Source organism: Promicromonospora alba (assembly GCF_042654905.1).
GTDB lineage: Bacteria > Actinomycetota > Actinomycetes > Actinomycetales > Cellulomonadaceae > Promicromonospora > Promicromonospora alba.
The window spans coordinates 579,743-604,388 of record NZ_JBHSFI010000003.1; the positions used below are offsets into that span (position 1 = coordinate 579,743).

Genomic DNA, 24,646 nt, shown 5'->3' on the forward strand with positions numbered 1-24,646 from the left:
TTAGCAAGCCAGCGCCCGGCCCACCGGGCGGTGTGCGCTCGCAGGCTCTCGGGCCGGGGCGGTCGGGCGGTCGTGACCTTCGAAGAGTTATCCACAGATTTCGAATCCGGCAAGCGGACCGTACGAGTGTTCGAGATAATAGACACAGTGAGGGAGTGAGAACTAGAGGCGAGCATCGAGATGAGTGGGAGGTGGGCAGGGTGGATCAGACGACCGACAGCGGTCCCGCTGCTGCTCTGCCCGCTGCGGTCTCGATCGAGGAAACTCTCGCCCGGATCGAGAACGAGATAGACAACCTCACCGCCCTGACCAGTCCCGAGACGCTGACCGGTTGGGACGCGCCGAGCATCAGCCGCCTGACCGAGGCACACACCCGTATCCGTCGGCTGACCGGTCGCCTGGACGGGGTCCGGTACACCCTGCTACCCCGCATCGAGAATGAGGGTTCCTGGCGCTCGGGTGGCACGGCCCGCACGTTCACGACCTGGCTGCGCCTACGCGAAGGCATCTCCGCATCCACGGCGGGTAAGGACATGACGATCGCCCGCCGTCTGGCGACCGCGCTGCCCGTGACGCGGGAGCGGCTGGTCGCGGGAACCCTGGGTGTCGACCATGCCCGGGTGATGACGGAGGTCGCGCCCACCAGCGAAACGCGTACGGATGCGTTGGCGTGGTTGATCGATACCCGCACCGGGCACACCACCACGCCGGAACAGTTCGTCCAGTCGGTGCCGGTCGACTTCCCCGACCCGGTAGACGACCCCGACGGGACCCGGACCCGTGAGCTGGTCACCCAGGTCCTGGAGGGTGCGATCACGGAGGGGACCCTGGTCACCGGTGAAGCCCTGGTCCTGCGTGAGGCTGGTGTGTTGAACGCGGACCAGTTCCGGAAGGTCGCCCGCCGGTTCGCGACCATCACCGATCCCGATACCGACGATGTGGACGACGACAAGGCCGCCCACGGCGAGTTCCTCGACCTGGCCAAGACCTTCGGCGGGTACCACGTCGCCGGGTTCCTCACCGACGAACACGGCCTGCAGCTGACGACCGCGATCAACGCGGTCCTGGGCGCCCCGGCGGCGGAGGACACCCGCACGACGACTCAGCGTCGGGCGCAGGGTCTGGCGGATGTGGCGCGGGTGGTGCTGGACACGAACCAGGCCTCCCCGGGTGCGGCGATCGCACCGCACCTGAACGTCACGGTGTCGTGGAACGAGTTCGTCACCCAGGTCACGAGGACCCGGGACGGCCTGTGCCTGACCTGCGGGCAGACCCCACCAGGGCGCGGCACCCGCTTCGGCGTGGGGCCGAGCATCCCCGGCACCAGCACCACCACTGGCACCACCACCACCACCAGCACCAGCACCAGCGCCACCGGCACCAGCACCACCAGCAGCACCAGCACGGGTGCGGGTGCGGACGCGGATGCGGATGCAGGTGCAGGTGCAGGTGCAGGTGCGTTGCACACCGGCCCAGCCGCCGAAAGCCCGACCGGAAGTCCGACCGCAGGTCCGGGCGGAGGCCCGGGTACCTGGAGTGCAGCAGATATGACGGTGTCCGGGTTCTTGTCCTCCGGTGGCCCGGTGTTCACCGAGACCGGCGCTCGTGCCCCACGCGCGCTGATCCGCCGCCTGGCATGCCACAGCGCGGTCACCCGGATCGTGTTCGGACCCGACGGCGCAGTCCTCGACGTCGGACGTGCGCAGCGCACGGTGTCGGGGCAGATGCGCCGCGCCGTCATCGCAAGAGACCAGCACTGCGTCTACCCGGGCTGTGACCAGCCGCCGTCACGGTGCGAGGTCCACCACGCCCTGACCCACTGGGCCGACGGCGGAGACACCTCAGTGACGAACAGTGCGTTGCTGTGCTGGTACCACCACCAGCTGGTGGATGCCAACGGCATCACCATGCACTGGACCGGCAAGCCCGCCACGAACACCACGGCCGGTGCCCTCCTCGAGACAGGGTGGGCGTTCACGGACGCCCGTGGGCACCGCATCCGCCTCCCTGAACCCACCGAGGCCCCACCCCCGCCCACCACCGAAGTCGCCTGAGCGGCCGGTCGGACCCGGCAACCCGCCGAAGCCGCCGGACCGGTCAGGCCAGCGGGCCAGCAGGCCTGGCGCGCCCTAGCGAGACCGCCGAACCCCACCAAGCTCGCCGAACCAGCGAGGCCACCAAGCTCACCGACCCACCGACCCACCGAAACCCTCTCCACGCCAAACAACGGCACCCGCTCACCGGACCCGCCACCTGCGGCGACCGCCGAGGCAGCCTGACCTGCGACTAGCCGGGCATGCCCCAAGCCTTCCGGTCCGATCCCCGCGCTCGGCCCACCGGCTCGTCACGCATGCAGCGTCGGCCGGTAGACCAGCTCCTGGATGTCGCCGTCGAGCGTCACGTGCTCGATCAGCTCGAGGTCGAAGTCGGCAGCACCGTGGAAGATCGGGTCCAGGCCGGTCCGGCCTGTGATCACCGGGAAGAGCGTGACCCGGACCCGGTCGACCAGGCCGGCGGCCATCAGCGCCCGGTTCATCGACAGGCTCCCGTGCGAACACAGCGGCACCTCCGACTCCTCCTTGAGCCGGGCGACGACGTCGACCGCGTCGCCGTCCACGACCTGCGCGTCCGGCCAGTCGAGGGGGCCCTCCAGCGTGTTCGACACCACCGTCGTCGGCAGGTTCCGCATCCGGGTGACCCACGGGTCGCGCACGTCGGAGTCCTCGGAGCTCTCGGACAGCATCTGCGCGAACGCACGGTAGGTGTTGGCCCCGAGGACCAATCGCTGCTCCTGCGAGTAGAGGGCGAGCCGGTGCTCCAGGAGCTCCGGGCCCTGCTTGCCCCAGTAGCCTGTCCAGTCGCCGCCGGCGGCGCCGAAGCCGTCGAGGCTGGAGAACACGTCGAACGTGTAGGTAGTGGTCATGATGGTCTCCTGGGAATAGTTGTCCGGGTACGTCGATACAGACCGGGAACCGCGGCGGATCTCATCGCCGTCGGACGGCACGAGAGGACACAGCGTGACGAACGAGCTGACGACCGAATCAGGTGGCCTCGCCGGCCGTGGCCAGCTGCTGCGGCTGGGAGCTCCGCGCGACACGTCAGCGGTGCGGCACCTGGTGACGTTCCTCGTGGCGAGCGTCGTGACGGTGCTGGCCACGCGCGCCTACCTGGCCGCGGCGGACTACCCGCAGATCGGCGGCGGCGATCTGCACGTCGCGCACGTGCTGTGGGGCGGGTTGCTCATGGCGCTGGCGATGATGCTGCTGCTGTCCTACGTGGGTCCCGTGCCGCGCTCCCTCGGCGCGGCGCTCGGCGGCGTGGGCTTCGGGTTGTTCATCGACGAGGTCGGCAAGTTCGTGACCGCCGACAACGACTACTTCTACGCACCGACCGCGGCGATCATCTACTTCGTCACCGTGGTGCTCGTCCTCATCGTCGAAGGGCTGCACGGCCGCCGCGCCCACCATCCGGCCGAGTACCTCGCCGTGGCGGCCGACCGGCTCACCGCCGGGCTGGCCGGCGGGTTCACCCCGACGGCCCGCGCCGAGGCGCGCGAGCTCGCCGCCAAGGGCGCCGGCGAGCCCGGCGCCCACCTGGTCGCCGAGCTGGTCGACGCGGTGCCCGACGACCACACCGACCTGCCCGACCCCGTCCGTGGCGGCGTCGACCGCGTCGTGCGCTGGCTGGACGCGCTCGTGGACCGGGCATGGGCGGCATGGTTGCTGATCTGCGTCCTGGTGCTGGTGGGCGCCGCCGAGGCGATGGTCGGACTGAGCGTCGTACGCGGCGAGGTGGCCGGGTTGCCCCAGTGGACCGGCTTCGCCATCCTCGCCGCCGTCGGCGCGTCAGTGGTGCTGCTGATCGTGGGTATCGTCGTCGGCCGCAACAATCACCTGCGCGGCGCCGTCTGGATGCGCCGCGCAGTACTCATCAGCCTGCTGTTCACCCAGCTCCTGGTGTTCCGCGCACTGCGGTGGACGGCGGCGTTCGGGCTGGTCCTGGACGTGCTGGCCTTCATGGCGCTGGAGGTGGCGCTCCGCGAGGAGCGGATGGTCAAGGCGCGCAGGTCCTGACCAGCCGGTCAGCCGTCCACCGCCATCATCACTCCTTCGCCATGGCTGCGGCGTTCGCCATACCCGCGGCGTTAACGGGCTCCAGCCCGAGGAGCCGCAGGCTGTTCTGCCAGAGCGAGTCGAGGTGCGCCGGGTCGTTGAACAGCTTGGCGAACAGCACGAGCCCCTCGACCTGAGCGACTATCGCCTTCGCCGCGCCGTCGACGTCCTCGGCCGGACGCTGGAGCTCGCCGGACTCGACGGCCGCGGCGAGGGGCGCACGGATCAGCTCGATCTGCTCGTCGAAGATCTCCTGCAGGCGCATCCGCACCGGCTCGTTCTGCGAGCTGACCTCGAGCGCCAGGTTCCCGAAGAGGCAGCCGGCGACCCAGCCCGTCCCGGTCCGGGCGTCGATCTGCATCTGCGCGGTGGCGGCGAACAGCGCGCGGAGCCGCTCGAGAATGGTCCCGGGCCCGTTGAGGATCTCCGCCCATACGCCCTGCTGCCACGCCCAGTGCCGGTCGATGACGGCGAGCGCCAGGGCCTCCTTGGACGGGAAGAAGTAGTAGAAGGACCCCTTGTTCACACCGGCGCGCGCGCAGAGCTCCGCGACGCCTATCGAACCGTAGGGGCGTTGGGAGAACAGCTCGACGCCCGCTTCGATCAGGCGCTCTCGTCCATCTGAGGTTCGCGGCATGTTGACAGTATACGACTGGTCAACTATAACTGGAACCTCCAGTAGTTGACCGACCGTCTATAAAGGGATCGAACATCATGAGCACTCGCAAGGTAGCCATCGTCACGGGAGCCTCACAGGGCATCGGCGCAGGCCTCGTGGCCGCGTACCGGGAGCTCGGGTACGCCGTCGTGGCGAACTCGCGCACCATCGACCAGGGCGAGGCCGACGACCTCGCCACCGTCGCCGGGGACATCTCCGACCCGGCGACCGCGGACCTGATCGTCAAGACCGCCGTGGAGCGCTTCGGCCGCGTCGACACGCTCGTGAACAACGCGGGCGTCTTCATCGCCAAGCCGTTCACCGAGTACACGACCGAGGACTTCAACACTATGGTCGCGATCAACGTCGGCGGCTTCTTCCACCTGACCCAGCGCGTCATCCCGCAGCTGCAGGCCGCCGGTGGCGGGCACGTCGTCAACATCACCACGACACTGGTCGAGAGCGCGCTCTCGGTCTTCCCCTCGGCCCTGGCATCGGTGACCAAGGGCGGTGTCGCCTCGGCGACCCGCGCGCTGGCCATCGAGTACGCGTCGCAGGGCATCCGCTTCAACGCGGTCTCCCCCGGCGTCATCAAGACCCCGATGCACCCGGAGGAGACGCACGAGGCACTCGCCGGCCTGCACCCGCTGAACACCCTCGGCGAGATCGCGGACGTCGCCCGCGGCGTCATCTACCTGGAGCAGTCGCCCTTCGTGACGGGCGAGTTCCTCCACATCGACGGCGGACAGATCGCCGGGCACTGACCGTACCGGGGCGGCCCGAGAGGGCCGCCCCGCACGCCCGGCCGCAGCACACACGCACGACCTGACAAGGAGACAGACCATGACCCAGGAACTCGACACCGCCGCTGTCGTCTCTGCCCTGCTCGACCGCTGGGCCGACGGGATCCGTCGGCGGGACCTCGACCAGATCGCCGCCCAGTTCACCGACGACGCCCTGTTCCAGGGCTTCGACCCCGAGCCCGCCTTCGGCAGGGCCGCAGTCAGCGCGTACTACGGCAAGCAGCCGCCCGGGCTGACCGCCGAACACACGCTGCTCCACAGCCGGACGCTCGCCCCTGGCGCCGTGCTCGGCTACGCGGCAGTCACCTTCCACCGGCCCGACGCTCCGGTGCAGGTCCACCTCACGGTCGTCGCGGTCAAGGTGGACGGCCAGTGGCTGATCAGTCACTACCACGTCTCCCGCGTGCGGTAGCCCTGGTCAGTCAGCCCGGGCCAGCCCCGGCTGCCGCCCCGCCGCCTCGATGTCAGTGGCCACGGCTACGTTAGCGGCCATGGCTCCCCTGCTCACGAAGAACCCGCCCCGCCCGCTCGCTCCGGGAGACGTCGTCGTCACCTGGCACGCCGACCTCGGCGAGTGGGCCGCGGCCCAGGTCACCAGCCTCGACGCCAAGAACGAGCTGGCCGACGTGCTCGACCTCGACTGGTCAAGCACGACCCGGCCGGAGACCCTCACGGACCTGGGCGTCCTTCGTCCGCTGGCACGGCAGGCCGGCAGCTGGAACGGGCGGCGCAGCCACTGCTACTACCCGTGGGTGCTGCCGCGCAGCTGCACGGTGATCGGCACGACCACCCCGCTGATCGCGAGCCCTTCCCAGAGCTACGGCCTGGGCTGGGGTGTCGGCGACGCGCTGCACCGGGAGCGGCTCGCCGCGAGCGGCCGTGCCCACTGGGACGACGACCCGGCGCAGCTCTCGATCAGGGGCACCGAGCTCCGCATCCCGGACGACGTCGATACGTCGACCGTCCGCCGCTTGCTCGTCACCGGTGTCGAGCACCTCGACGCCGCGGCTCTCGCGGACACCTTCCCGGACCTCACGGAGCTCCGGCTGCACGGCAAGCTCAGCGAGCTGACCAACGCCGTGGCCCTCAACCGGCTCACCGGGCTGCGTGAGCTCTCGATCACCGGCTACTTCGGCATGACTGCCGCCGACCACGTCACCGTGGCGGGCACACCGGAGCTGGAGCACATCGACCTGCACAACGTCCCGCGCGAGTACGCCACAGCGATGCGACGCGCCTGGCGACCCGAGGCCGCCAACGGCACCTACCTGAGCGTCTCGGGCGCGCGGGGGCCGGACTGGGTCACAGAGAACAAGGACAACCCGCTGCGGGACTGGGACACGCGTCCCGGGGTCAGCAAGAGGACCTACCAGAAGTCGGTGGCACAGATCGGGAAGACACGTGACCAGATCCTGGCCGCGCTCGACGGTGCCCCGGGCGACCGGGCGAAGACCCTGGAGCGCGTCGGCTCCGAGTACGGCGAAGCCTTCAACGCCATCGACGAGGCCACCCGAGCCGGCCTGATCATGACCCAGGAGCGCGAGGAGCTGTACGACGCCGTGGTCGGCCTCCTCGATGCCGCGGCCGCGGATCGGGGCCTCGACGTCACCGCGGAACGGCAGGCGCTGATCGACGGCGTCGACGCGACCCGGGACTGGTGACCTGGGACTGGTGATCCGGGACTAGTGATCCGGGACTAGTGATCCGGGACCGGTGACCCACGACCAGTGACCCACGACCAGTGACCCGAGCAGCCGGCGACGCGACCTCGCCCGCCCGGCGAACCGGACGGGCGGGAGGTCACGCCGAGACTCACACGGAACCGGAACTCACTCACACAGAACCAGAACTCACACAGAGCCGGACTCACGCGGAGCCGGACTCACGCGGAGAGGACCCGCGCCCCCTGCTGGGCCAGGACGCTGAGCTCCGCGGCCTTGAACGCGTGCTCCTGCGTCATCGCGGTCTCGGTGCGCTCCAGGCAGTCGAGGACGAGCTGGCCGAAGTAGGGGAACCCGACCTTCCCCTCCGCCACGATGTGGTGCTCGCCCTTGCCGTCGACGAGGAACACGTGGCCGGGGCCCTGGTCCGTAGCGACGTTGGCGTACTTGCGCAGCTCGAGGTAGCCCTCGGTGCCGAGCACGAACGTGCGCCCGTCACCCCACGTGCTCAGGCCGTCCGGGGTGAACCAGTCCACGCGGACGTAGCCGCTGGCGCCGGTGTCCATGACGATGGACGCCTCACCGAAGTCGTCGAGCCCCGGGTGCTCGGGGTGGTTGTAGTTGGCGATCGCCGAGTAACCGACCTCGGCGTCCTTGGCCCCGGCGAAGTGCAGCATCTGCTCGAAGTTGTGACTGCCGATGTCGCACAGGATCCCGCCGTACTTCTCCTTCTCGTAGAACCAGTCCGGGCGCCCGGTGCCCAGACGGTGCGGCCCGAGGCCCATGACCTGCAGCACCCGGCCGATGGCCCCCTGCTCGATGAGCTGGCCGGCGAGGACCGCCGCCTCGACGTGGATCCGCTCCGAGTAGTAGACGGCGTACTTGCGCCCGGTCCGGGCGGTCGCCTCCCGGGCCGCCGCGAGCTGGTCGAGCGTGGTCAGCGGAGCCTTGTCCACGAAGTAGTCCTTGCCCGCCTCGATGGCCCGCAGACCGAGCGCGCAGCGTTCGGACGTGACCGGGGCACCCGCGACGAGACCGACCTCGTCGTCGCCGAAGATCTCGTCCTCGGCGCGCGCGACCCGCACGTCAGGGAACTTGTCGCGGAACTCCGCCACCTTCGCCGGGTCCGGGTCGTACACCCACTTGAGCGTCGCGCCGGCGCCCATCAGGCCCTCGCACATGCCGTAGATGTGCCCGTGGTCCAGGCCCACCGCGGCGAAGGAGAAGTCTCCGGCGCCCACTACGGGCGCGGGGATCGGTTCCGGCGCGTAGGCGGCGCCGCTGGTCGTCGTCATGAGATCTCTGGTCCTGTTCGTTCAGGGCTTCGTTCAGGGCTTCGTTCAGGGCTTCGTTCGGGATATTCGATTCCTGGAGCAGGTCAGCCGTCGCTGGCTGCGCTGCCAGCAGAGCTGCTGGCCGAGCTGCCGGCCGAGCTGCCGGCCGAGCTGCCGACCGTGATGTCGCCGGGCAGGTCGGCCACCGCCGTCGTCTTCTCGAAGAAGTGCGGCGCGCGCTCGACGAGCGTGCCCGCGTGGTAGTACGGGTCGTCCGGCGGGAGCGGCAGGTCGACCGTCCGGCGCTCGATACCCGCCTGGTAGATCGCGGTCACGAGCTCGATCGCGCGGCGCCCGTCGGCGCCGTCCACCACCGGACGACGGCGTTCGCGCACCGCACCGAGCACGTCGCCGATCTGTCCCGGGTGGCCCTCGTGATCCAGCGGGCTGTGCGTCGCGGCGAGCGCCTCGATCTTGGCCACCAGGGCAGGGTTTCCGCCGGGGGCGGGGAACCCGTTGGGCTCTGCGACGTCGGCGACCACCTTCCACGGCTGGGACACCCGCGCGTGCCGCCCGTGGACGACTATCGCCTGCTCCTCGCCGTGGTGCACCACCGAGCTGGTCACCTCGGCAAGCGCCCGGTCGTACTGCAGCACTGCCACGGAGAGGTCCTCGACCTCCGAGTTCTCGTGCTGGGCGTTGGTCAGCACCGCGGTGACGGCGCTGGGCGCGCCGAGCATCCAGGAGGTGAGGTCCAGGTGGTGGATCGCGTGGTTGAGGGTGCACCCGCCGCCCTCCCGGTCCCATGTGCCGCGCCACCAGAGGTCGTAGTAGGAGGTGCCGCGCCACCAGGACGAGGAGACCTGGGCGTGGGAGACGGGGCCGATCAGGCCCGAGTCCAGCACCTCCTTCAGGGTGGCCATGTCGTCGCGGAAGCGGTTCTGCGCCACGACGGACAGGATCCGGTCGTTCTCGGCAGCGGCCGCGATCATCGCGTCGCACTCCTCGAGCGACGGCGCCATCGGCTTCTCGACGAGCACGTCGACACCGGCGCGCAGGGCGGCGATCGTCAGCTCGGCATGGGTGGACGGCGGCGTCGCGATGCTGACGAGGTCCAGGTCCTCGGCCGCGAGCAGGTCCACTACCCGCTCGTACGCCCGCGCTGAGGTGAGGCCGAGCTCCGCGCCCAGCGTCGCGGCCTTGCCCGGCGCGATGTCGCACAGGGCGACGATCTCGCACTCGGCGCCGAACCGCTGGTAGCCGTCGATGTGGGTGCGGGAGATCCCGCCGGTCCCGATGATCCCGATCTTGAGCACTGTTCCCCCGGATGCGACTTATACGTGTCACTGGTGATACGTGTCACTATGGTTGTGGCCGGGTAGGCCGCTGTCAAGAGAGCTGTCCAGAGAGTGGAGCGTCGTGAGCACTGCAGTCCCCCCGACGAGCCGCGACGTCGCGCGCCTCGCGGGCGTCTCCCAGGCCACGGTGTCCTACGTGCTGACCGGGAAGGGCTCGATCTCGCCGTCGACCCGGGAGCGCGTCCTGCGGGCGGCCGAGTCGATCGGCTACCGCCCGAACCTCGCCGCCCGGTCGATGCGCACCCGCCGCTCCGGGCGGCTCGCCGTGATCACCGGCGTCGCCGCCGTCGGGAACCAGATGCGCATGCTGACCGGCGCGAGCCGAGCGGCCACCGAGGCCGGCTACGCCATCGAGACCAGCAGCGTCGACGGCAGCGTGGCAGATCGGACCGAGCGGGTGCTCGAGCTGGCGGCCGGTGGCCAGTACGAAGGCGTCCTGACGTTCGTCCCGGTGCTCCCCGGCGCACTGTCGGACGGCGGGGACTCGCCTCCGGTCCTGGCCGCGACGGCGTTCGACGAACAGATGCGCAGCTCGGGCGAGCTCGCCGAGGCCGACCTCATGGAGGTCCTCCTCCAGGCGCTCGTCGCGGCCGGGCACCGCCGGTTCCTGCACGTCGCCGGCTCCCAGGAGTTCGCCTCCGCGCGTGCCCGCCGCGACACCTACGTCGCCTGCCTGGAGCGTCTCGGCGCCGGGTCGCGCGAGCCGCTCGAGTCGCTGGGGGTGGTCGGCGGCGAGTGGTCCGCGGAGTCCGCGCGGCAGGCGATCCTCGCGCTGCCCGACGACGCGCCCCCCGTCGCCGTGCTCGCCGCCAACGACATGCTGGCGATCGGCGTCCTGCGCGCCGCCGCCGAGCGCGGCTGGACGGTACCCGGCGACCTGGTGGTGACCGGGTGGGACAACGCGGCGTTCGGCGCGTACACGATGCCGTCGCTCACCACCGTCGACGTCGACTTCCAGGCGGCCGGGCACCACGCCATGCGGCAGCTGGTCGCGGCGCTGCGGGGCGAGGCACCGCCGCCGCGCGAGGCGAGCCTCCAGCGCATCGTCTGGCGGGAGTCGACGGGCGCCGCGAGACCGCCGGACTGACGGGAACCATCAGGAGCTGCCGGACCGACCGAACTCGACGAGTTCCCCTCTTGACCGGGCGCGCCGGTCGGCGCAACGTGAGAAGGGACGGCAGCGCCGTCCGGACGCTGCTGACGAGCACAGGGAGTCCGCCATGTACATCCGCAGTACCGAGATCCAGGGCGAGCCCGCCGAGATCGACGCCGGGCTGAGCCTCGTTCGTGAGGAGATCTTCCCGGCGGTCTCCGCGATGGACGGCTGTGTCGGGATGTCGATGCTGGTCGACCGGCAGAGCGGCCGCTGCATCACCACGACGGCGTGGTCGTCCGAGGACGCGATGCAGGAGAGCGCCGCGGCCGTGCGCCCGCTGCGCGACCGCGCCGAACGGGCGCTGGGCAGCACCTCCGGACGGTACGTCCACGAGTGGGAGGTCGCCGTCGTCCACCGTGACCACGCCACACCCGAAGGCGCCTGCGCTCGCCTCACCTGGCTGAGCGGCGGCGACCTGCACATGGTCGACAACGCCATCGACATGTTCCGGATGGTCATCGTGCCGCAGATCCAGGAGTTCGACGGCTTCTGCAGCGCCAGCCTGATGGTCGACCGGGAGACCGGCCGGGTCGTCGGCACCGTGGCCTACGACAGCCGCGAGGCGCTGGAGGCCAGCCGCGAGGCCACCACCGGCATCCGCGAACGAGTCATAGCGGAGCTGGGCGCCACCGTCGACAACGTCGAGGAGATGGAGATCGCGTTCGCACACCTCCACGTACCCGAGATGGCCTGACGACGGCGGCAGCGCCGTCGGACAGCGACACGGCCAGGCAGCGAAAGACCCGGCTAGCGGCACAGCCGGGCAGCCGTTCACCGGACGGCAACCCGGCGCCGCTAGCGTGCCCGCGTGCCCAAACCTGCCGCAGGACCCGCACCAGAGCTCGCCGCGCTGCTCGCGATGGATCGTGCGGAGCTCGCCGCCGAAGTCTTCGTCCGGGCGTACACACCAGTCCTCGGCTCCACCTACCCGCTGACCAGCGGGCTCGCGTGGACGATCGCCGGGGTGGCGGGCGTACCGCTGGGGAAGTGGACGTTCGACACGGACCGGCCGACCGACGGGGCGATCGCCCGGCTCGGCGCCGAGCTGGCGCTCCTGTGGGAACGAGCCGGCCTCGCGGCGCGCGGCATCTTCCACGACGGCAAGGGGGTGGTGCTGCTCTTCCGCGGCGAGGAGCTGCTGCGGGGCGACGACGCCCGCAGGGTGGTCGCCGACGCGATCCGCACGGCGAACCCGCACTGACCATCCTGCGGACCAGGTCGTTGCCGCGGCTAACTATCTGACAGGATGCCCGTGTGACGAGCACGGGCGACCCAGGGGACGATCCGGACTTCCGCTTCCGCGACATCGCCGTCGTGGCGTACCTGCCGTCGGTGGTCAGCTCGGTCGGCCACGGCGCCGTCATGCCGGTGCTGGTGATCCACGCGAGCAACCTCGGCGCGACCACCGCGGTGGCCGCGTTCGTGGTCGCCCTCCTGGGGATCGGGCAGCTCGCCAACTCCCTTCCGTCGGGTGCGCTGGTGGCTCGCCTCGGCGAGCGCCGCACTCTCGTGATGGCGGGGCTCGTGGACGCGGCGGCGATGCTTGCCGCCTTCCTCGTGCCCTCGGTCTGGCTGCTGTGCCTGTGCGTCTTCGTCAGCGGCATGAGCTGGACGACCTTCCTGCAGGCCCGGCAGGGATTCCTGATCGACGCCGTGCCGATCAGCCACCGGGCGCGCGCGATGGCGCTGCTGGGCGGGTCGATGCGCCTCGGCGCCCTGATCGGCCCGCTGCTGGGGGCCCTGCTGATCCACGTGTTCGGGGTGCGCTCGGTGTTCCTGCTCGCGGTGTGCGCGGCCCTCGCCTCGGCGCTGATCGTCACCCGCATGCCGGACTTCGGCCGGGTGACGCGCGGCGTCGCCCCGCTGTCCGTGCGCTCGGTGTTGTGGGAGCACCGGCGCACGCTGCTCACCCTCGGCGTGGCGGTCATCATCATCGGCGCCTCGCGTTCGGTCCGCACGGGCCTGCTGCCACTCTGGGCCGATCACATCCACATCTCCGCCGCGGTGGTCTCCCTGCTCTTCGCGGTGGCGGCGACCATCGACATCGCACTGACCCTGCCGGGCGGCTGGCTGCTCGACACACGCGGCCGGCAGGTGGTCGCGATACCGGTGGTCGTCGCCGTCGGCATCGGCTGCCTGCTGCTGCCGCTCACCGACTCAGCGCTCGGCGTCGGCCTGGTGATGGCGATCATCGCGGCCGGCAACGGGCTCGGCTCGGGGATCGTGATGACCCTCGGCGCCGACGCCGCGCCGCAGGAGGGCCGCGCGCAGTTCCTCGGCGGCTGGCGGCTGTGCGGGGACATCGGCAACACCGGCGGGCCGCTGCTCGTGTCCGCGGTGGCCGCGATCGCACCCCTGGCCGCCGCGCCGGTGGTCATCGGCACGCTGGCGCTGCTGGGTGCGGTCTGGGTGGGCCACTGGACGGGCAAGGCCGACCGCAAGCGCCGCGGGTAGCGTTCACTTCCCCATATTGCAACGCGTGGATCACCGCGCATTGCGTTATCTTCTGGACCGTTGCAACATTTTATACCCCCTGACCTGCCCTGATGCCTGGTCGGTGCAACGATGTTGTTGCCCGATTCTGGAAAGCAACGTAGCGTTTGCGATATCAGAAACACCGCGAACCACCGAGCACAGGAGCAGAACATCATGCAGAACTTCGACACCCCCGCCGCGATCTCCGTCGTCCTGGACCTCCCCGCCGGACGCGTCCAGCTCATCGCCGCCGACCGTGCGGACACCACCGTCGAGGTGCTGCCCGCCGACTCCGGCAAGAGCCGCGACGTCCGGCTCGCCGAGCAGGTCGCCGTCGCCTACTCCGACGGCGTCCTGCGGATCACGACCCCCGAGCCCAAGAACTCGCTGGTCGGCCACTCGGGATCCGTCGAGGTGACGGTCCAGCTGCCCGCCGGCTCCAAGGTCGAGGCACGGTCGGCCAGCACGGAGCTCCGCGCCGTCGGCACTCTCGGCGACGTCGACTTCGAGGGCGCATACCGCCACATCAAGATCGACGAGGCCGACGCCGTCCGCCTCAGCGCCGTGGACGGCGACGTAGAGGTCGGCCGGCTCAACGGGCCCGCCGAGATCAGCACCATGCGGGGCGACATCCGGATCGGCGAAGCGGTGCGCGGCACGGTCGTGCTGAGCACCCAGTCCGGCAACATCTCGGTCGCCGCCGCCGCGGGCGTCTCGGCCACGCTCGACGCGGGCACCAGCCTCGGCCGGGTCAGCAACTCCCTCAAGAACGACGGCACCACGGAGCTCGAGATCCGGGCCACGACCATGCAGGGCGACATCGCCGCGCACAGCCTCTGATCCGGCACGGCCTCTGATCCAGCACAGCCTCTGATCCGGCGCCTCCTGAGCCCTTCCGCACAGCAGACCCCCCGCGCAGCAAGGCCCCGCACAGCAGACCCTCGGCTCGACACCACGTTCCACACGATCAGGAGAAGAAGATGAACAGCAGCAGCACCTCCTCCACCGACTCGAGGTCGACCGGCAAGTGGACCGGCAAGTGGACCGGCAAGTGGACCGGCATGGTGCCGGTCGAGGACACGGCCCTCGCCGTCACGGACACCGGCGGCACCGGCATCCCGGTGGTCTACCTCAACGGCCAGTTCGCCACCCAGGGGTACTGGCGCCGGACCATCGCCGAGCTCGGCACGGGGTTCCGGCACATCACCTACGACGAGCGTGCCCGCGGCAAGAAGTCGCTGCGTTCGGCGGACTACTCGTTCGAGGCCGCCGTACGGGACGTCGACGCGATCCTGGCGGCCCGCGGCGTCGAGCGTGCGGTGGTGGTCGGCTGGTCCTACGGGGCGGTCGTCGCCGCCCACTGGGCCGACCGCAACCCGGGCCGCACCCTCGGCCTCGTGCTCGTCGACGGCGCCTTCCCGTACGACTGGATCGACGAGGCGATGAAGCAGCGGATCCGCAAGATGTTCAAGCAGATGAGCTGGTTCATGGTCCCGATGCGCATCACGGGCATCACCCCCCGGATGAATGCCGCACAGCAGGCCGAGAGCAACATCGAGCTCGGCGAGCTGTCCCGCACGAGCGAGCTCGGCCCCGTGCTGGACCGCCTGGCCGTCCAGACCCGGTACGTCGTCGCCTCGGGCACGTCGCTGGGCAGCAAGGGCGACGAGCAGGAAGTCATCCGCACCAGCCTGGACGGCGTGACCGCCCGCAACCCGAACATCAAGGTCAGCGCGAAGGTCGCCAGCAACCACGGCGCGCTGCTGAAGAAGGACGCGCCGGCCATTGCCGAGGCCGTGCGTGACGTCGCGGGACCCTCGGCCGTCTGACAGTCTCGGAAGAGGTAGCTCGGCCGGCATCGGACGAGACTGCTCAGCGAGCCGTGGTTGCCGGGGCGGACCCGGCAGGGGGAAAGGGGAGGCCGACGTGATCAAGCCAAGGACCGGCACTACGTGGAGGACCGTGTGGGGCGCCGCGGGGGTCGCGGCGCTCCTCGCGACGGCGGGTTGCTCGGCCGCCGCGAACGAGGGCTCGAGCGCCGGCACGGACGGCTCGGGTACGCCGTCGGCGACCACGAGCACCTCCTCCGGCCCGACGGCGGATGGGTCGCCCTCCCTCGACGGCGCGGCGTCGGACCCGGGTACGACGCCGGACGCGAGCACGCCGGGCTCGAGCACGGCGCCGGCCCCGTCCGACGGAGCGGCGTCGCCCCCGCGGTGCCTGACCCCGGACCTGGCGGGAAGCCTGGAGGCGGTAGAGGGCGGGGCGTCCGCCGGCCACTACGAGCTGGAGATAGTGCTGGAGAACGAGGCGTCCGAGCCGTGCGTCCTGCAGGGCTGGCCTGGCGTCTCGTTCGTCGGTGACGGGGACGGCACCCAGATCGGCGCGCCGGCCACGCTCGACCGGTCGAGCCCGCACGGCTCGGTGACGCTCGCTCCCGGGACCTCGGCGCACGCGAACCTTTCCGTGGCGAACGCCCAGAACTTCGACGAGGGCTGCGAGCAGACGACCGCCGACGGGCTCCGCGTCTACCCGCCCGGCGAGAAGCGGTCGCTGTTCGTGCAGAACGACGAGCTCACGCTCCTGGCGTGCGCGAACCCGGACGACGAGCTGCTCGACGTCCAGGCCTTCCAGCCGGAGAGCTGACCGGTCCCGGCTACCGTTTTTCCATGCACTCTCCCGCCATGCACTCTCCCGCCGACGGCACCACGACCGTCACCGTCCTGCGCGACGTTCGCCCCTGGGGCGGCGCCCGCAGCGACCTGCACGTCGCCGGCGGGGTGATCACCGCCGTCGTGCCGCACGACGCGAACGCACCCACGGATGGCGTCGTCGTCGACGGCGGCGTCATCGACGGACGCGGCCTGCTCGCGCTGCCCGGTCTCGTCAACGCGCACGCGCACGTCGACAAGTCGTGGTGGGGCAAGCCGTGGGTCAGCTACGGCGGCGAGGGCGGCGTGCAGGGCCGCATCGCGCACGAGCGGGCGCACCGCGACGAGCTCGGCATCCCCGGCGTCGACGTGACGCTCGCCGTGCTGCGGGAGTCGATCCGCACCGGCACCACCGCCGTCCGCACGCACGTCGACGTCGACCTGGGCGTCGGCCTCCGCGGCATCGAGGTGGTGCGCGAGGCGGTCGCGGCGCTGGGCGGCGCGGTGACGGCGCAGGTCGTGGCGTTCCCGCAGGACGGCGTCCTGCGCCGCCCGGGCGTCCTGGACCTGCTCGACGCCGCGGCGGCCGCCGGGGCCGAGCACGTCGGCGGCCTCGACCCCGCGACGATCGACCGCGACCCGGTCGGCCAGCTCGACGGCCTGTTCGCGATCGCGGAGCGGCGCGGCGTCGGGATCGACGTCCACCTGCACGACGGCGGCGACCTCGGTGCCTTCCAGATCGAGCTGATCATCGACCGGACGCTGCGCGCAGGCCTCCAGGGCAGGGTCAACGTGGCGCACGGCTTCGCCGTCGGGCAGCTGGCTGTACCGCGCCAGGCCGAGCTGGTCGCCGCGATGGGCGAGGCCGGGATCACGATGACGACGGTCGCGCCGATCGGCGCGGCTCCTCTGCCGCTGCACGCGCTGCGCGACGCCGGGGTCGCGGTCGGCCTCGGCACGGACGGCATCCGCGACCTGTGGTCCCCCTACGGCACGGGCGACCTGCTGGCGCTGACCACGCAGCTCGCGCGGCTGTCCGGCTTCCGCTACGACGAGGACCTGGTCACCGCTGCGCGGATCGCGTCGGCGGACGCCGGCCGCTTCGTCGGGCGGGCCGTGCACGACCTGGTCGTGGGCGCGCCGGCGGACGTCGTGCTCGTCGACGCCGAGAACGTGCCCGACGCCGTCGTCCGCGCACCGCGCCGGGCGCTCGTGGTCGCGGGCGGCCGGGTCGTCGCGCGCGACGGCGAGGTGCTGGTCTGACTTCGGTCAGCTACTCAGGCGCGTGAACGACTTCGGTCAGTTGCCATGAGATCGGTCAATCAACCGACCGATCTCATGGCAACCGACCGAAGTCATCTCGGCGACCGTGCAAGGGACCGAACTCATGGGCCCGCCCGCGCAGCAGCCCGACGGTGCGCCGAGAGCCGGGTCCCCCAGGTCGGCAGTCCGCTGCGGGCTCTGGGCGCACCTTGCGCGCTTATTGATCAAACCAATCACCCAAGCCACCCACCACCGCCTTGACCCTCGCGCCCGCCGTCCGTAGATTGCTGGCAGTTCATCTGATGTTTGGGAAAGGGCGGGCATGGCCACGATCACAGGGGTCCGGGTGGAGGACGTGCGGTTCCCGACGTCGGTCACCGCCGACGGTTCCGACGCGATGAACAAGGACGGCGACTACTCGGCCGCCTACGTCGTGCTGGAGACGGACGCGCCGGACCCGGGCGACCCCGGCAGCACGCTCGGCGGCTACGGGCTGACGTTCACCATCGGCCGGGGCAACGACATAGTCGCCGAGGCCGCGCGTCAGCAGGCGGCCGCGCTCGTGGGCCGGGACGTCGACGAGCTCGCCGCCGACATGGGCGCCGTCTACCGGGACCTGACGTCGGACAGCCAGATGCGCTGGCTCGGGCCCGAGAAGGGCGTGGTGCACCTGTCGCTGGCCGCGGTGCTCAACGCGGCCTGGGACCTGGTCGCACGCCGCGCGGGCAAGCCGCTGTGGCGCGTGTTGGTCGACATGACGCCGGAGGAGCTGGTCGACGTCGCCGACCTGCGCTACCTCTCCGACGCGCTGACCCGTGAGGACGCACTCAAGATCCTCCGGGAGCGCGAGGGCACCAAACAGGAGCGGATCGCCCACCTGGAGCGGACCGGATACCCGGTGTACACGACGTCGGCCGGGTGGCTCGGCTACAGCGACGCCAAGCTCCGGCGGCTGTGCCAGGAGGCCGTCGACGCCGGGTACCAGCACGTGAAGCTCAAGGTCGGCGCCGATCTCGACGAGGACGTCCGCCGCCTGGCGATCGCGCGCGAGGTGCTGGGCCCGGACCGCGCGCTGATGATCGACGCCAACCAGGTCTGGGACGTGCCGCAGGCGATCGAGTGGATGCGCGAGCTGGCCCGGTTCGACCCGCTGTGGATCGAGGAGCCGACGTCGCCCGACGACATCCTGGGCCACGCGGCCGTCCGCCGCGCCGTCGCGCCGGTCGGGGTGGCGACGGGCGAGCACTGCCACAACCGCGTGATGTTCAAGCAGCTGTTCCAGGCCGAGGCGATCGACTACTGCCAGCTCGACACCGGGCGGCTCGCCAGCATCAACGAGATAGTCGCCGTGCTGCTGCTGGCGGCGAAGTTCGGGGTGCCGGTGTGCCCGCACGCGGGCGGCGTCGGCCTGTGCGAGATGGTGCAGCACGTCTCCGTGCTCGACTACGTGGCGATCGGCGGCGACCTGGAGGGCCGCGTGACCGAGTACGTGGACCACCTGCACGAGCACTTCACGGACCCGTGCGTCGTCGCGGACAAGGGTGCGGGCACCGCCTACGTGCTGCCGTCCTTGCCGGGCTACTCCACGCAGATGTACGAGGACTCCCTCGACCGGTTCAGGTTCCCGCACGGGACCTACTGGGTGCGCGATGCTCCGGTACGCGATACTTCCGAGCATGTCCCGCACTGACGAGGTAGTCGACGGCATCCGCAGGATGATCCTCGACGGACAGCTCCGGCCCGGCGACCGGCTGCCCGTCGAGAAGGACCTGGCCGACACGCTCCAGGTCTCCCGCGGCTCCCTCCGGGAGGGCGTCCGCGCCCTGTCGATCCTCGGCGTCGTGCATACCCGCCAGGGCGACGGCACCTACGTCACGAGCCTCGATCCCGCCCGCCTGCTCTCCCCCATGGCGATGGTCCTGGACCTGCAGGACGACGGCGCCATGCCCGCCTTCCACAGCGTGCGCCGCGTGCTGGAGACGGAGGCGGCGGGCCTGGCCGCCATCCGGATGACCGACGACGCGGTGGCCGAGGCGCGCGCGATCCTGGACCGGGTCCCGGAGATCATGCACGGCGCGTCGGTGGACCACGACAGGTTCATCGAGATCGACATCGCGTTCCACCGCGTCATCGCGGCGCACACCGGCAACCCGGTGCTGGAGGCGCTCATCGAGTCGTTCGCGGGCCGCACGGTCCGGGCGCGGCTGTGGCGCGGCCTGCACACCGAGGGCATCGAGGAGCGCACGCACGGCGAGCACGAGGCCATCTGGCGCGCGCTCGCCGCGCGGGACCCGGAGGCGGCGCGGATCCGCATGGCGAGCCACCTGCTGGGCGTCGAGGACTCGCTCCCGAAACCGGAAAGCCTGAACGACCTCCCCTGACCTGCCCACCTGTCAGAGCCGCGCGCACGTGTCAGACGTACAGGTCACTCGGGTGACCTGTACGTCTGACACGTGCGCGCGGGTCTGACGAGTCGAGGGCTACTCGTAGAGGACCGCCGCGATGTCCTCGTCGTCGATGTTGGTCTTGTCGTACCAGTAGAAGCCCGAGTCGACGACCGGCTCCAGCTCCTCGCCGTTGATCGCGGCGACCGCGGCCTTGACCGTCTCGTAACCCATCTTGATCGGGTCCTGCGTGATCGCGCCGGCCATCAGCCCGTCGCGGATCGCGTCCATCTGCGCCTTGCCCGAGTCGAAGCCGATCACGGTGAGCTCGCCCGCCTTGCCGGTCTCCTGCACCGCCTTGACCACGCCGACGGCGGAGCCCTCGTTGGCGCCGTAGATGCCCTTGAGGTCGGGGTGGGCCTGCATGATCACCTTGGCGGCGTCGGCGGACTTGAGCTGGTCGCCGGCCGCGTACTGCGTGTCCACTATCTCGATGTCGGGGGCGTTCTCCTCGATGTACTGCGTGAACCCCTCGACGCGCTGCTGCCCGGTCTGCGACGTCTGGTCGTGCGCGATGATGGCGATCTTGCCGCTCCCGACCAGCTCGGCCATGTGCTTGGCCGCCTCGGCCGACGCCGCCAGGTTGTCGGTCGACACCGTGGTCACCGGCACGTCCGACTCGACGCCGGAGTCGAACGCGATGACGGGGATCCCGCGCGAGGAGGCGTCGGTCATCATCGGAATGGACGCCTCGGAGTCGAGGGCCGCGAAGCCCAGCGCGTCCGGGCCCTTGTCGAGGGCCGTCTGGAGCATGGTGAGCTGCTTCTCGACCTCGGTCTCGGTCTCGGGTCCCTCGAACGTGACCTCGACGTCGAGCTCGGCCGCTGCGTCGTCGGCCCCCTGCTTGACCGCCTGCCAGAACTGGTGCTGGAAACCCTTGGAGACCAGGGCGACGTACGGCTTGTCGCCGGACCCCGGCGCCTCGCCCCCGCCCGAGGCGCAAGCCGTGAGCGCGAGCAGTGCGGCGACGGACGCCGCGGCCGCCGCGGCGAGCCGCCTGCGCGTGGTGGTGTGGATGTTCATGCTGATCCAGCTCCTTCGATGGTCAGTGCACGCGGGTGGTCGGTTCACGTCAGTTCACGCGGGTGGTCGGTTCAGGCTTCCTTGCCGCGGCGCAGCATGTCGGCGTAGACGGCGAGCACGATCACGATGCCGACGGCGACCTTCTGCCACTCCTGCGGGATCGACATGATCCGCAGGCCGTTGGTGAGCGTCGCCATGATCAGCGCGCCGATCACGGTGCCGAGGATCGTGGCCTTGCCGCCCCGCAGCGAGGTGCCGCCGATGACGACGGCGGCGATCGCCTCGAGCTCGTACCCGAGGCCGAGGCCGGGCTGCGCGGAGTTGAGCCGGGAGGCCATGACGACGCCGGCCAGACCCGTGAACAGTCCGGCGACCGTGTAGATGACCACCTTCCACCGCCGCACGTCGACGCCGGAGATCGCCGTCGCCTCCTCGTTGGAGCCGATCGAGAGCGCGTAGCGGCCGGTGAGCGTCTTGCTCAGCGTGACGCCGGCGATGACGGCCGCGACGAAGAAGATCAGGACGGCGTTGGGCAGCCCGGGGACCAGCTCCCCGGCGGCGAGCTGGTCGAACCCGCCCACCTCGCTGAAGTAGATGGGCTTCGTCCCGGAGATCACCAGCGAGAGCCCCTGCGCGACCATCATCATCGCCAGCGTCGCGATGAACGGCGGCAGCCGCAGGTAGGAGACGTTCAGGCCGTTGAGCAGGCCGATCAGCGCGCCGATCGCGAGACCGCCCAGCACGCCGACGACGAGCGGCAGGCCCAGGTTCGCCAGGAACACGCCGGTCATCACCGAGCACAGGGTCATGCCCGTGCCGACCGACAGGTCGATGCCGCCGGTCGCGATGACGAAGGTGGCGCCCAGCGCCATGATTCCCGTGACCGCCGTCGCGAGCAGGATGCCCTTCACGTTCGCCCAGTCGAGGAAGTACGGGCTGGCGAACGAGAAGAAGGCGAAGATGACCACCAGCCCCGCGAAGGCGAGGACCTGCTGCAGCTGCTGGCGGTTGCCGACCCTGTTGATCGGCCGAGTGGCACGCTTCGGGGCCGGGCCGGTCGTCGTGGTGCTGGGAGTCGTGCTGGGTGTCGTCATGCTGGGTCTCCGGTCTTGACGAGCGAGCGGTCGGCACCGAACCGCGTCGCGAGCTCCATGATGTCGTGCTGGTTCGCGTCGACGCCCGCGAGGGTGCCGGTGACCCGGCCCTCGCACATGACGACTATCCGGTCGGCGAGCCGCAGCACCTCGGGCAGCTCGGACGAGATCACGATGATCGACTTGCCCTGCGCGGCCAGGCTCGTGAGCAGGCCGTAGATCTCGTCCTTGGCGCCGACGTCGATCCCGCGCGTCGGCTCGTCGACGATCAGCACGTCGCAGTCCCGCACGAGCCACTTGGCCAGCACGACCTTCTGCTGGTTGCCGCCCGAGAGGTTCCTGGCCGTCTGGGTGACCGACGGCGTGCGGATCGAGAGCCGGTCCACCATCTCGGTGGCCGCCCGGCGCCCGTCGCCGTCGCGGACGAAGCCCGCGCGGGTCATGCCCGGCAGCGAGGAGAGCATCACGTTGCGCACCACGTCCTGGTCCAGGAGCAGGCCGTAGCGCTTGCGGTCCTCCGAGAGGTAGCCGATGCCGTGCCGGACGGCGTCGGCGGGGTTGCGCACCGTGACCGGCTTGCCCCGCACCTCGACGACGCCGGTCGACCGGTCCGCGCCGATGATCGCCCTGGCGACCTCGGTACGCCCGGCCCCCATGAGGCCCGCGAAGCCGAGGATCTCGCCGCGGTGCAGCTCGAAGGACACGTCCTTCAGGAGCTTGCGGGTGCTCAGGCCCCGCACCGCGAGCACCACCTCCCGCCCTGTCGCGTCCGACGCCGCCGCGGGGTCCGGCCGCACCCCCGTCTCGAGCTGCCGGCCCACCATCGCCGCGATGACGTCGCGGGTCTCGGTGCTCGCGGTGGGCAGCGTGTCCACGTAGCGGCCGTCGCGCAGCACGGTGATGCGGTCGGAGATCTCCTTGATCTCGTCCATGCGGTGCGAGACGTAGATGACTCCGGTACGCGGCGAGACGAAGTCGCGGACTATCCGGAACAGTGTCGCGACCTCGGTCTCCGTGAGCGCCGCCGTCGGCTCGTCCATGATCAGCACCCGGGCGTCGAACGAGAGCGCCTTGGCGATCTCGACCATCTGCTGGCCCGCCACGCTCAGGTGCGACACCGGCTGCCGCGGGTCGAGCGGGATGCCGAGACGTCCGAAGAGCGCGGTCGCCCGGCGTACGAGCTCGTCGTCCCGGATGAGACCGGTCCGCCGGGGTTCCCGGCCGATGAAGATGTTCTGCGCGACCGTCAGGTCGGGCATCAGGTGGAACTCCTGGTGGATCACGCTGATGCCGAGCTCGTTCGCCTGGCGTGGGCCGGCGGGGCTCATCGGCGCGCCGTCGAGCTCCATCGTCCCGGCGTCCGGCCGGTAGATGCCGGAGAGCAGCTTCAGGAGCGTCGACTTGCCCGCCCCGTTCTCGCCCACGAGCGCGAGCACCTCACCGGGCCGCAGGTCGAGGTGGACGTCGTCGAGCGCAAGCACGCCGGGGAAGGACTTGCTGATCCCCGTGGCGCGGAGAAGTGCTGGGTCCGACACGCGATGCTCCTTTGCCTCCGTGTAGCGCATTCATACCGCAGACATCCGATGCATCTCAAGATCCCCGGCCAGATCTCTACCAAACCGTGCCGCGACATCGCCCGTTGGCTCTGATAGATCGGATGACCGATGACTGTCAGCGCGCGGGGACCGCCGCCTCCGGAAGCAGACCGACGTCGGCCAGCGCCCGCCACAGCTCCGCCGGCACCCGCGCCGCGGCCCGCTCCCCGGCCTGCCGTGCCTGCTCGGGCGTCGCGAGCCCGACGACGGTGCTCACGACCGCCGGGTGCGTGCGCACGTAGGCGAGCGCCGCCTGCGGGAGCGTCACGCCGTGCTCGGCGCAGACGGCGGCGATCCGCCGGGCCCGGTCGAGCAGCCCGGCCGCCGCGGGCGCGTAGTCGTACGTGGCGTCCGACGGCGGCGCGTCGTACGCGAGGATGCCGGAGTTGTACGCGGCGGCGGCCACCACCGCGACGCCCCGCTCGGCCGCCGCGGGCAGCAGGTCGGCCAGCGCCGCCTGCTCCAGGAGCGTGAACCGCCCGGCGCACATGACGACGTCGACGTCGGTCTCGCGGACGAACCGCGTGAGCATCGCGGACTGGTTCATCCCGGCGCCGACCGCGCCGACCACGCCCTGGTCGCGGAGCTCGACGAGTGCGGGCAGCGCCTCGTGCGCGGCCTGCTCCCAGTGCTCGTCGGGGTCGTGCAGGTAGACGACGTCCACCCGGTCCAGGCCCGTGCGCTCCAGGCTGGCCTCGAGCGACCGCAGCACCCCGTCGCGCGAGAAGTCCCAGACCCGGCGGGTCGCGGCGGGCACCTCGAAGATGTCCGGGTCCTTGCGGTGCGCGGTCTCGGGCGACGGGACGAGCAGCCGCCCGACCTTGGTCGACACCACCAGCTCGTCGCGCGGCCGGGTGCGCAGGAAGGCGCCGAGCCGGCGCTCCGACAGGCCGAGCCCGTAGTGCGGCGCGGTGTCGAAGTAGCGGATCCCGGTGGCCCAGGCGGCCTCGAAGGTCGCGTGCGCGTCCTCGTCGGTCATCGCCTGGTACAGGTTGCCCGCCGGCGCGGCGCCGAGGCCGAGCGTGGTGAGCCGGATCCCGGTGTCGCGCACCGTCGTCGTCTCCATGGTGTCGTGCCCT

The 24,646-nt window shown here is 71.0% G+C and carries 23 protein-coding genes; 15 read left to right on the forward strand and 8 right to left on the reverse strand.

The genetic code is table 11. The annotated features are described in order from the left end of the window. Positions 1-200: 200 nt before the first annotated feature. A complete protein-coding gene (locus ACFO6V_RS07775; RefSeq protein WP_377133918.1) occupies positions 201-2,054 on the forward strand; it encodes an HNH endonuclease signature motif containing protein in 1,854 nt (617 codons plus the stop codon). Between the two features lie 290 nt (positions 2,055-2,344). On the opposite strand, the gene ACFO6V_RS07780 is transcribed toward ACFO6V_RS07775, so the two are convergent. Next, the gene (locus tag ACFO6V_RS07780) at positions 2,345-2,923 is read right to left on the reverse strand and encodes a dihydrofolate reductase family protein (protein ID WP_377133920.1); all 579 of its coding nucleotides are present in this window, start codon (positions 2,921-2,923) and stop codon (positions 2,345-2,347) included. 94 nt (positions 2,924-3,017) lie between these two features. Between ACFO6V_RS07780 and ACFO6V_RS07785 the strand changes: the two genes are divergently transcribed. After that, positions 3,018-4,073, forward strand: coding sequence for a hypothetical protein (locus tag ACFO6V_RS07785; protein WP_377133922.1), 1,056 nt, complete (start codon positions 3,018-3,020; stop codon positions 4,071-4,073). Between the two features lie 28 nt (positions 4,074-4,101). Here ACFO6V_RS07785 and ACFO6V_RS07790 read toward each other — a convergent pair whose 3' ends face one another. Continuing rightward, positions 4,102-4,749 (reverse strand): TetR/AcrR family transcriptional regulator, encoded by a 648-nt coding sequence (locus ACFO6V_RS07790; RefSeq protein WP_377133924.1) that lies wholly within the window; start codon positions 4,747-4,749, stop codon positions 4,102-4,104. A gap of 77 nt (positions 4,750-4,826) precedes the next feature. Between ACFO6V_RS07790 and ACFO6V_RS07795 the strand changes: the two genes are divergently transcribed. From ACFO6V_RS07795 to ACFO6V_RS07805, 3 genes are all read left to right on the forward strand, one after another. Further along, positions 4,827-5,534, forward strand: coding sequence for an SDR family NAD(P)-dependent oxidoreductase (locus ACFO6V_RS07795; protein ID WP_377133926.1), 708 nt, complete (start codon positions 4,827-4,829; stop codon positions 5,532-5,534). Positions 5,535-5,613: 79 nt separating this feature from the next. Beyond that, positions 5,614-5,985 carry a YybH family protein gene (locus ACFO6V_RS07800; RefSeq protein ID WP_377133928.1) on the forward strand — a complete coding sequence of 124 codons (372 nt, stop codon included), beginning with the start codon at positions 5,614-5,616 and terminating at the stop codon, positions 5,983-5,985. Between the two features lie 79 nt (positions 5,986-6,064). Next, positions 6,065-7,234, forward strand: a complete 1,170-nt coding sequence (locus ACFO6V_RS07805; RefSeq protein ID WP_377133930.1) for a hypothetical protein — start codon at positions 6,065-6,067, stop codon at positions 7,232-7,234. A gap of 221 nt (positions 7,235-7,455) precedes the next feature. On the opposite strand, the gene ACFO6V_RS07810 is transcribed toward ACFO6V_RS07805, so the two are convergent. Both ACFO6V_RS07810 and ACFO6V_RS07815 read right to left on the reverse strand, forming a co-directional pair. Then, complete coding sequence (locus tag ACFO6V_RS07810; RefSeq protein ID WP_377133932.1) at positions 7,456-8,529, reverse strand: Gfo/Idh/MocA family protein; 1,074 nt, start codon at positions 8,527-8,529, stop codon at positions 7,456-7,458. A gap of 83 nt (positions 8,530-8,612) precedes the next feature. Beyond that, positions 8,613-9,824, reverse strand: coding sequence for a Gfo/Idh/MocA family protein (locus ACFO6V_RS07815; RefSeq protein ID WP_377133934.1), 1,212 nt, complete (start codon positions 9,822-9,824; stop codon positions 8,613-8,615). A gap of 103 nt (positions 9,825-9,927) precedes the next feature. Between ACFO6V_RS07815 and ACFO6V_RS07820 the strand changes: the two genes are divergently transcribed. The 10 genes from ACFO6V_RS07820 to ACFO6V_RS07865 all read left to right on the forward strand — a co-directional run bounded on the left by ACFO6V_RS07820 (position 9,928) and on the right by ACFO6V_RS07865 (position 19,792). Next, positions 9,928-10,953 (forward strand): LacI family DNA-binding transcriptional regulator, encoded by a 1,026-nt coding sequence (locus ACFO6V_RS07820; RefSeq protein WP_377133936.1) that lies wholly within the window; start codon positions 9,928-9,930, stop codon positions 10,951-10,953. A gap of 133 nt (positions 10,954-11,086) precedes the next feature. Next, on the forward strand, positions 11,087-11,716 hold the full coding sequence (locus tag ACFO6V_RS07825; protein WP_377133938.1) for a hypothetical protein: 630 nt from the start codon (positions 11,087-11,089) through the stop codon (positions 11,714-11,716). A 114-nt stretch (positions 11,717-11,830) separates the two neighbouring features. Next, a complete protein-coding gene (locus tag ACFO6V_RS07830; RefSeq protein ID WP_377133939.1) occupies positions 11,831-12,223 on the forward strand; it encodes a hypothetical protein in 393 nt (130 codons plus the stop codon). A 53-nt stretch (positions 12,224-12,276) separates the two neighbouring features. Next, positions 12,277-13,476, forward strand: a complete 1,200-nt coding sequence (locus ACFO6V_RS07835; RefSeq protein ID WP_377133941.1) for an MFS transporter — start codon at positions 12,277-12,279, stop codon at positions 13,474-13,476. Positions 13,477-13,671: 195 nt separating this feature from the next. Next, the gene (locus ACFO6V_RS07840) at positions 13,672-14,337 is read left to right on the forward strand and encodes a DUF4097 family beta strand repeat-containing protein (RefSeq protein WP_377133943.1); all 666 of its coding nucleotides are present in this window, start codon (positions 13,672-13,674) and stop codon (positions 14,335-14,337) included. Positions 14,338-14,477: 140 nt separating this feature from the next. Beyond that, positions 14,478-15,326 carry an alpha/beta fold hydrolase gene (locus ACFO6V_RS07845; RefSeq protein ID WP_377133945.1) on the forward strand — a complete coding sequence of 283 codons (849 nt, stop codon included), beginning with the start codon at positions 14,478-14,480 and terminating at the stop codon, positions 15,324-15,326. A 97-nt stretch (positions 15,327-15,423) separates the two neighbouring features. After that, positions 15,424-16,143: a DUF4232 domain-containing protein gene (locus tag ACFO6V_RS07850; RefSeq protein WP_377133947.1), complete on the forward strand. Its 720-nt coding sequence runs from the start codon at positions 15,424-15,426 to the stop codon at positions 16,141-16,143. Positions 16,144-16,166: 23 nt separating this feature from the next. Further along, on the forward strand, positions 16,167-17,411 hold the full coding sequence (locus ACFO6V_RS07855) for an amidohydrolase (protein WP_377133949.1): 1,245 nt from the start codon (positions 16,167-16,169) through the stop codon (positions 17,409-17,411). Positions 17,412-17,733: 322 nt separating this feature from the next. Next, positions 17,734-19,101 (forward strand): enolase C-terminal domain-like protein, encoded by a 1,368-nt coding sequence (locus ACFO6V_RS07860; RefSeq protein ID WP_377133951.1) that lies wholly within the window; start codon positions 17,734-17,736, stop codon positions 19,099-19,101. Continuing rightward, on the forward strand, positions 19,088-19,792 hold the full coding sequence (locus ACFO6V_RS07865; RefSeq protein ID WP_377133954.1) for a FadR/GntR family transcriptional regulator: 705 nt from the start codon (positions 19,088-19,090) through the stop codon (positions 19,790-19,792). The genes ACFO6V_RS07860 and ACFO6V_RS07865 overlap by 14 nt, the downstream gene beginning before the upstream one ends. Positions 19,793-19,891: 99 nt before the next feature. On the opposite strand, the gene ACFO6V_RS07870 is transcribed toward ACFO6V_RS07865, so the two are convergent. The 4 genes from ACFO6V_RS07870 to ACFO6V_RS07885 all read right to left on the reverse strand — a co-directional run bounded on the left by ACFO6V_RS07870 (position 19,892) and on the right by ACFO6V_RS07885 (position 24,633). Next, entirely contained in the window at positions 19,892-20,878 is a 987-nt protein-coding gene (locus ACFO6V_RS07870) for an ABC transporter substrate-binding protein (protein ID WP_377133956.1), read from the reverse strand. Positions 20,879-20,949: 71 nt separating this feature from the next. Then, positions 20,950-21,972, reverse strand: a complete 1,023-nt coding sequence (locus tag ACFO6V_RS07875) for an ABC transporter permease (RefSeq protein ID WP_377133958.1) — start codon at positions 21,970-21,972, stop codon at positions 20,950-20,952. Then, positions 21,969-23,507: a sugar ABC transporter ATP-binding protein gene (locus ACFO6V_RS07880; protein WP_377133961.1), complete on the reverse strand. Its 1,539-nt coding sequence runs from the start codon at positions 23,505-23,507 to the stop codon at positions 21,969-21,971. The genes ACFO6V_RS07875 and ACFO6V_RS07880 overlap by 4 nt, the downstream gene beginning before the upstream one ends. Positions 23,508-23,643: 136 nt before the next feature. Beyond that, on the reverse strand, positions 23,644-24,633 hold the full coding sequence (locus ACFO6V_RS07885) for an aldo/keto reductase (protein WP_377135190.1): 990 nt from the start codon (positions 24,631-24,633) through the stop codon (positions 23,644-23,646). Between the last annotated feature and the right edge of the window lie 13 nt (positions 24,634-24,646).

Coding starts and splice junctions, on each gene's coding strand:
- ACFO6V_RS07780 (WP_377133920.1), bottom strand. CDS start 2,923: ATGACCACTACCTACACGTTCGACGTGTTCTCCAGCCTCGACGGCTTC.
- ACFO6V_RS07790 (WP_377133924.1), bottom strand. CDS start 4,749: ATGCCGCGAACCTCAGATGGACGAGAGCGCCTGATCGAAGCGGGCGTC.
- ACFO6V_RS07795 (WP_377133926.1), top strand. CDS start 4,827: ATGAGCACTCGCAAGGTAGCCATCGTCACGGGAGCCTCACAGGGCATC.
- ACFO6V_RS07800 (WP_377133928.1), top strand. CDS start 5,614: ATGACCCAGGAACTCGACACCGCCGCTGTCGTCTCTGCCCTGCTCGAC.
- ACFO6V_RS07805 (WP_377133930.1), top strand. CDS start 6,065: ATGGCTCCCCTGCTCACGAAGAACCCGCCCCGCCCGCTCGCTCCGGGA.
- ACFO6V_RS07810 (WP_377133932.1), bottom strand. CDS start 8,529: ATGACGACGACCAGCGGCGCCGCCTACGCGCCGGAACCGATCCCCGCG.
- ACFO6V_RS07825 (WP_377133938.1), top strand. CDS start 11,087: ATGTACATCCGCAGTACCGAGATCCAGGGCGAGCCCGCCGAGATCGAC.
- ACFO6V_RS07840 (WP_377133943.1), top strand. CDS start 13,672: ATGCAGAACTTCGACACCCCCGCCGCGATCTCCGTCGTCCTGGACCTC.
- ACFO6V_RS07845 (WP_377133945.1), top strand. CDS start 14,478: ATGAACAGCAGCAGCACCTCCTCCACCGACTCGAGGTCGACCGGCAAG.
- ACFO6V_RS07855 (WP_377133949.1), top strand. CDS start 16,167: ATGCACTCTCCCGCCATGCACTCTCCCGCCGACGGCACCACGACCGTC.
- ACFO6V_RS07860 (WP_377133951.1), top strand. CDS start 17,734: ATGGCCACGATCACAGGGGTCCGGGTGGAGGACGTGCGGTTCCCGACG.
- ACFO6V_RS07865 (WP_377133954.1), top strand. CDS start 19,088: ATGTCCCGCACTGACGAGGTAGTCGACGGCATCCGCAGGATGATCCTC.
- ACFO6V_RS07870 (WP_377133956.1), bottom strand. CDS start 20,878: ATGAACATCCACACCACCACGCGCAGGCGGCTCGCCGCGGCGGCCGCG.
- ACFO6V_RS07875 (WP_377133958.1), bottom strand. CDS start 21,972: ATGACGACACCCAGCACGACTCCCAGCACCACGACGACCGGCCCGGCC.
- ACFO6V_RS07885 (WP_377135190.1), bottom strand. CDS start 24,633: ATGGAGACGACGACGGTGCGCGACACCGGGATCCGGCTCACCACGCTC.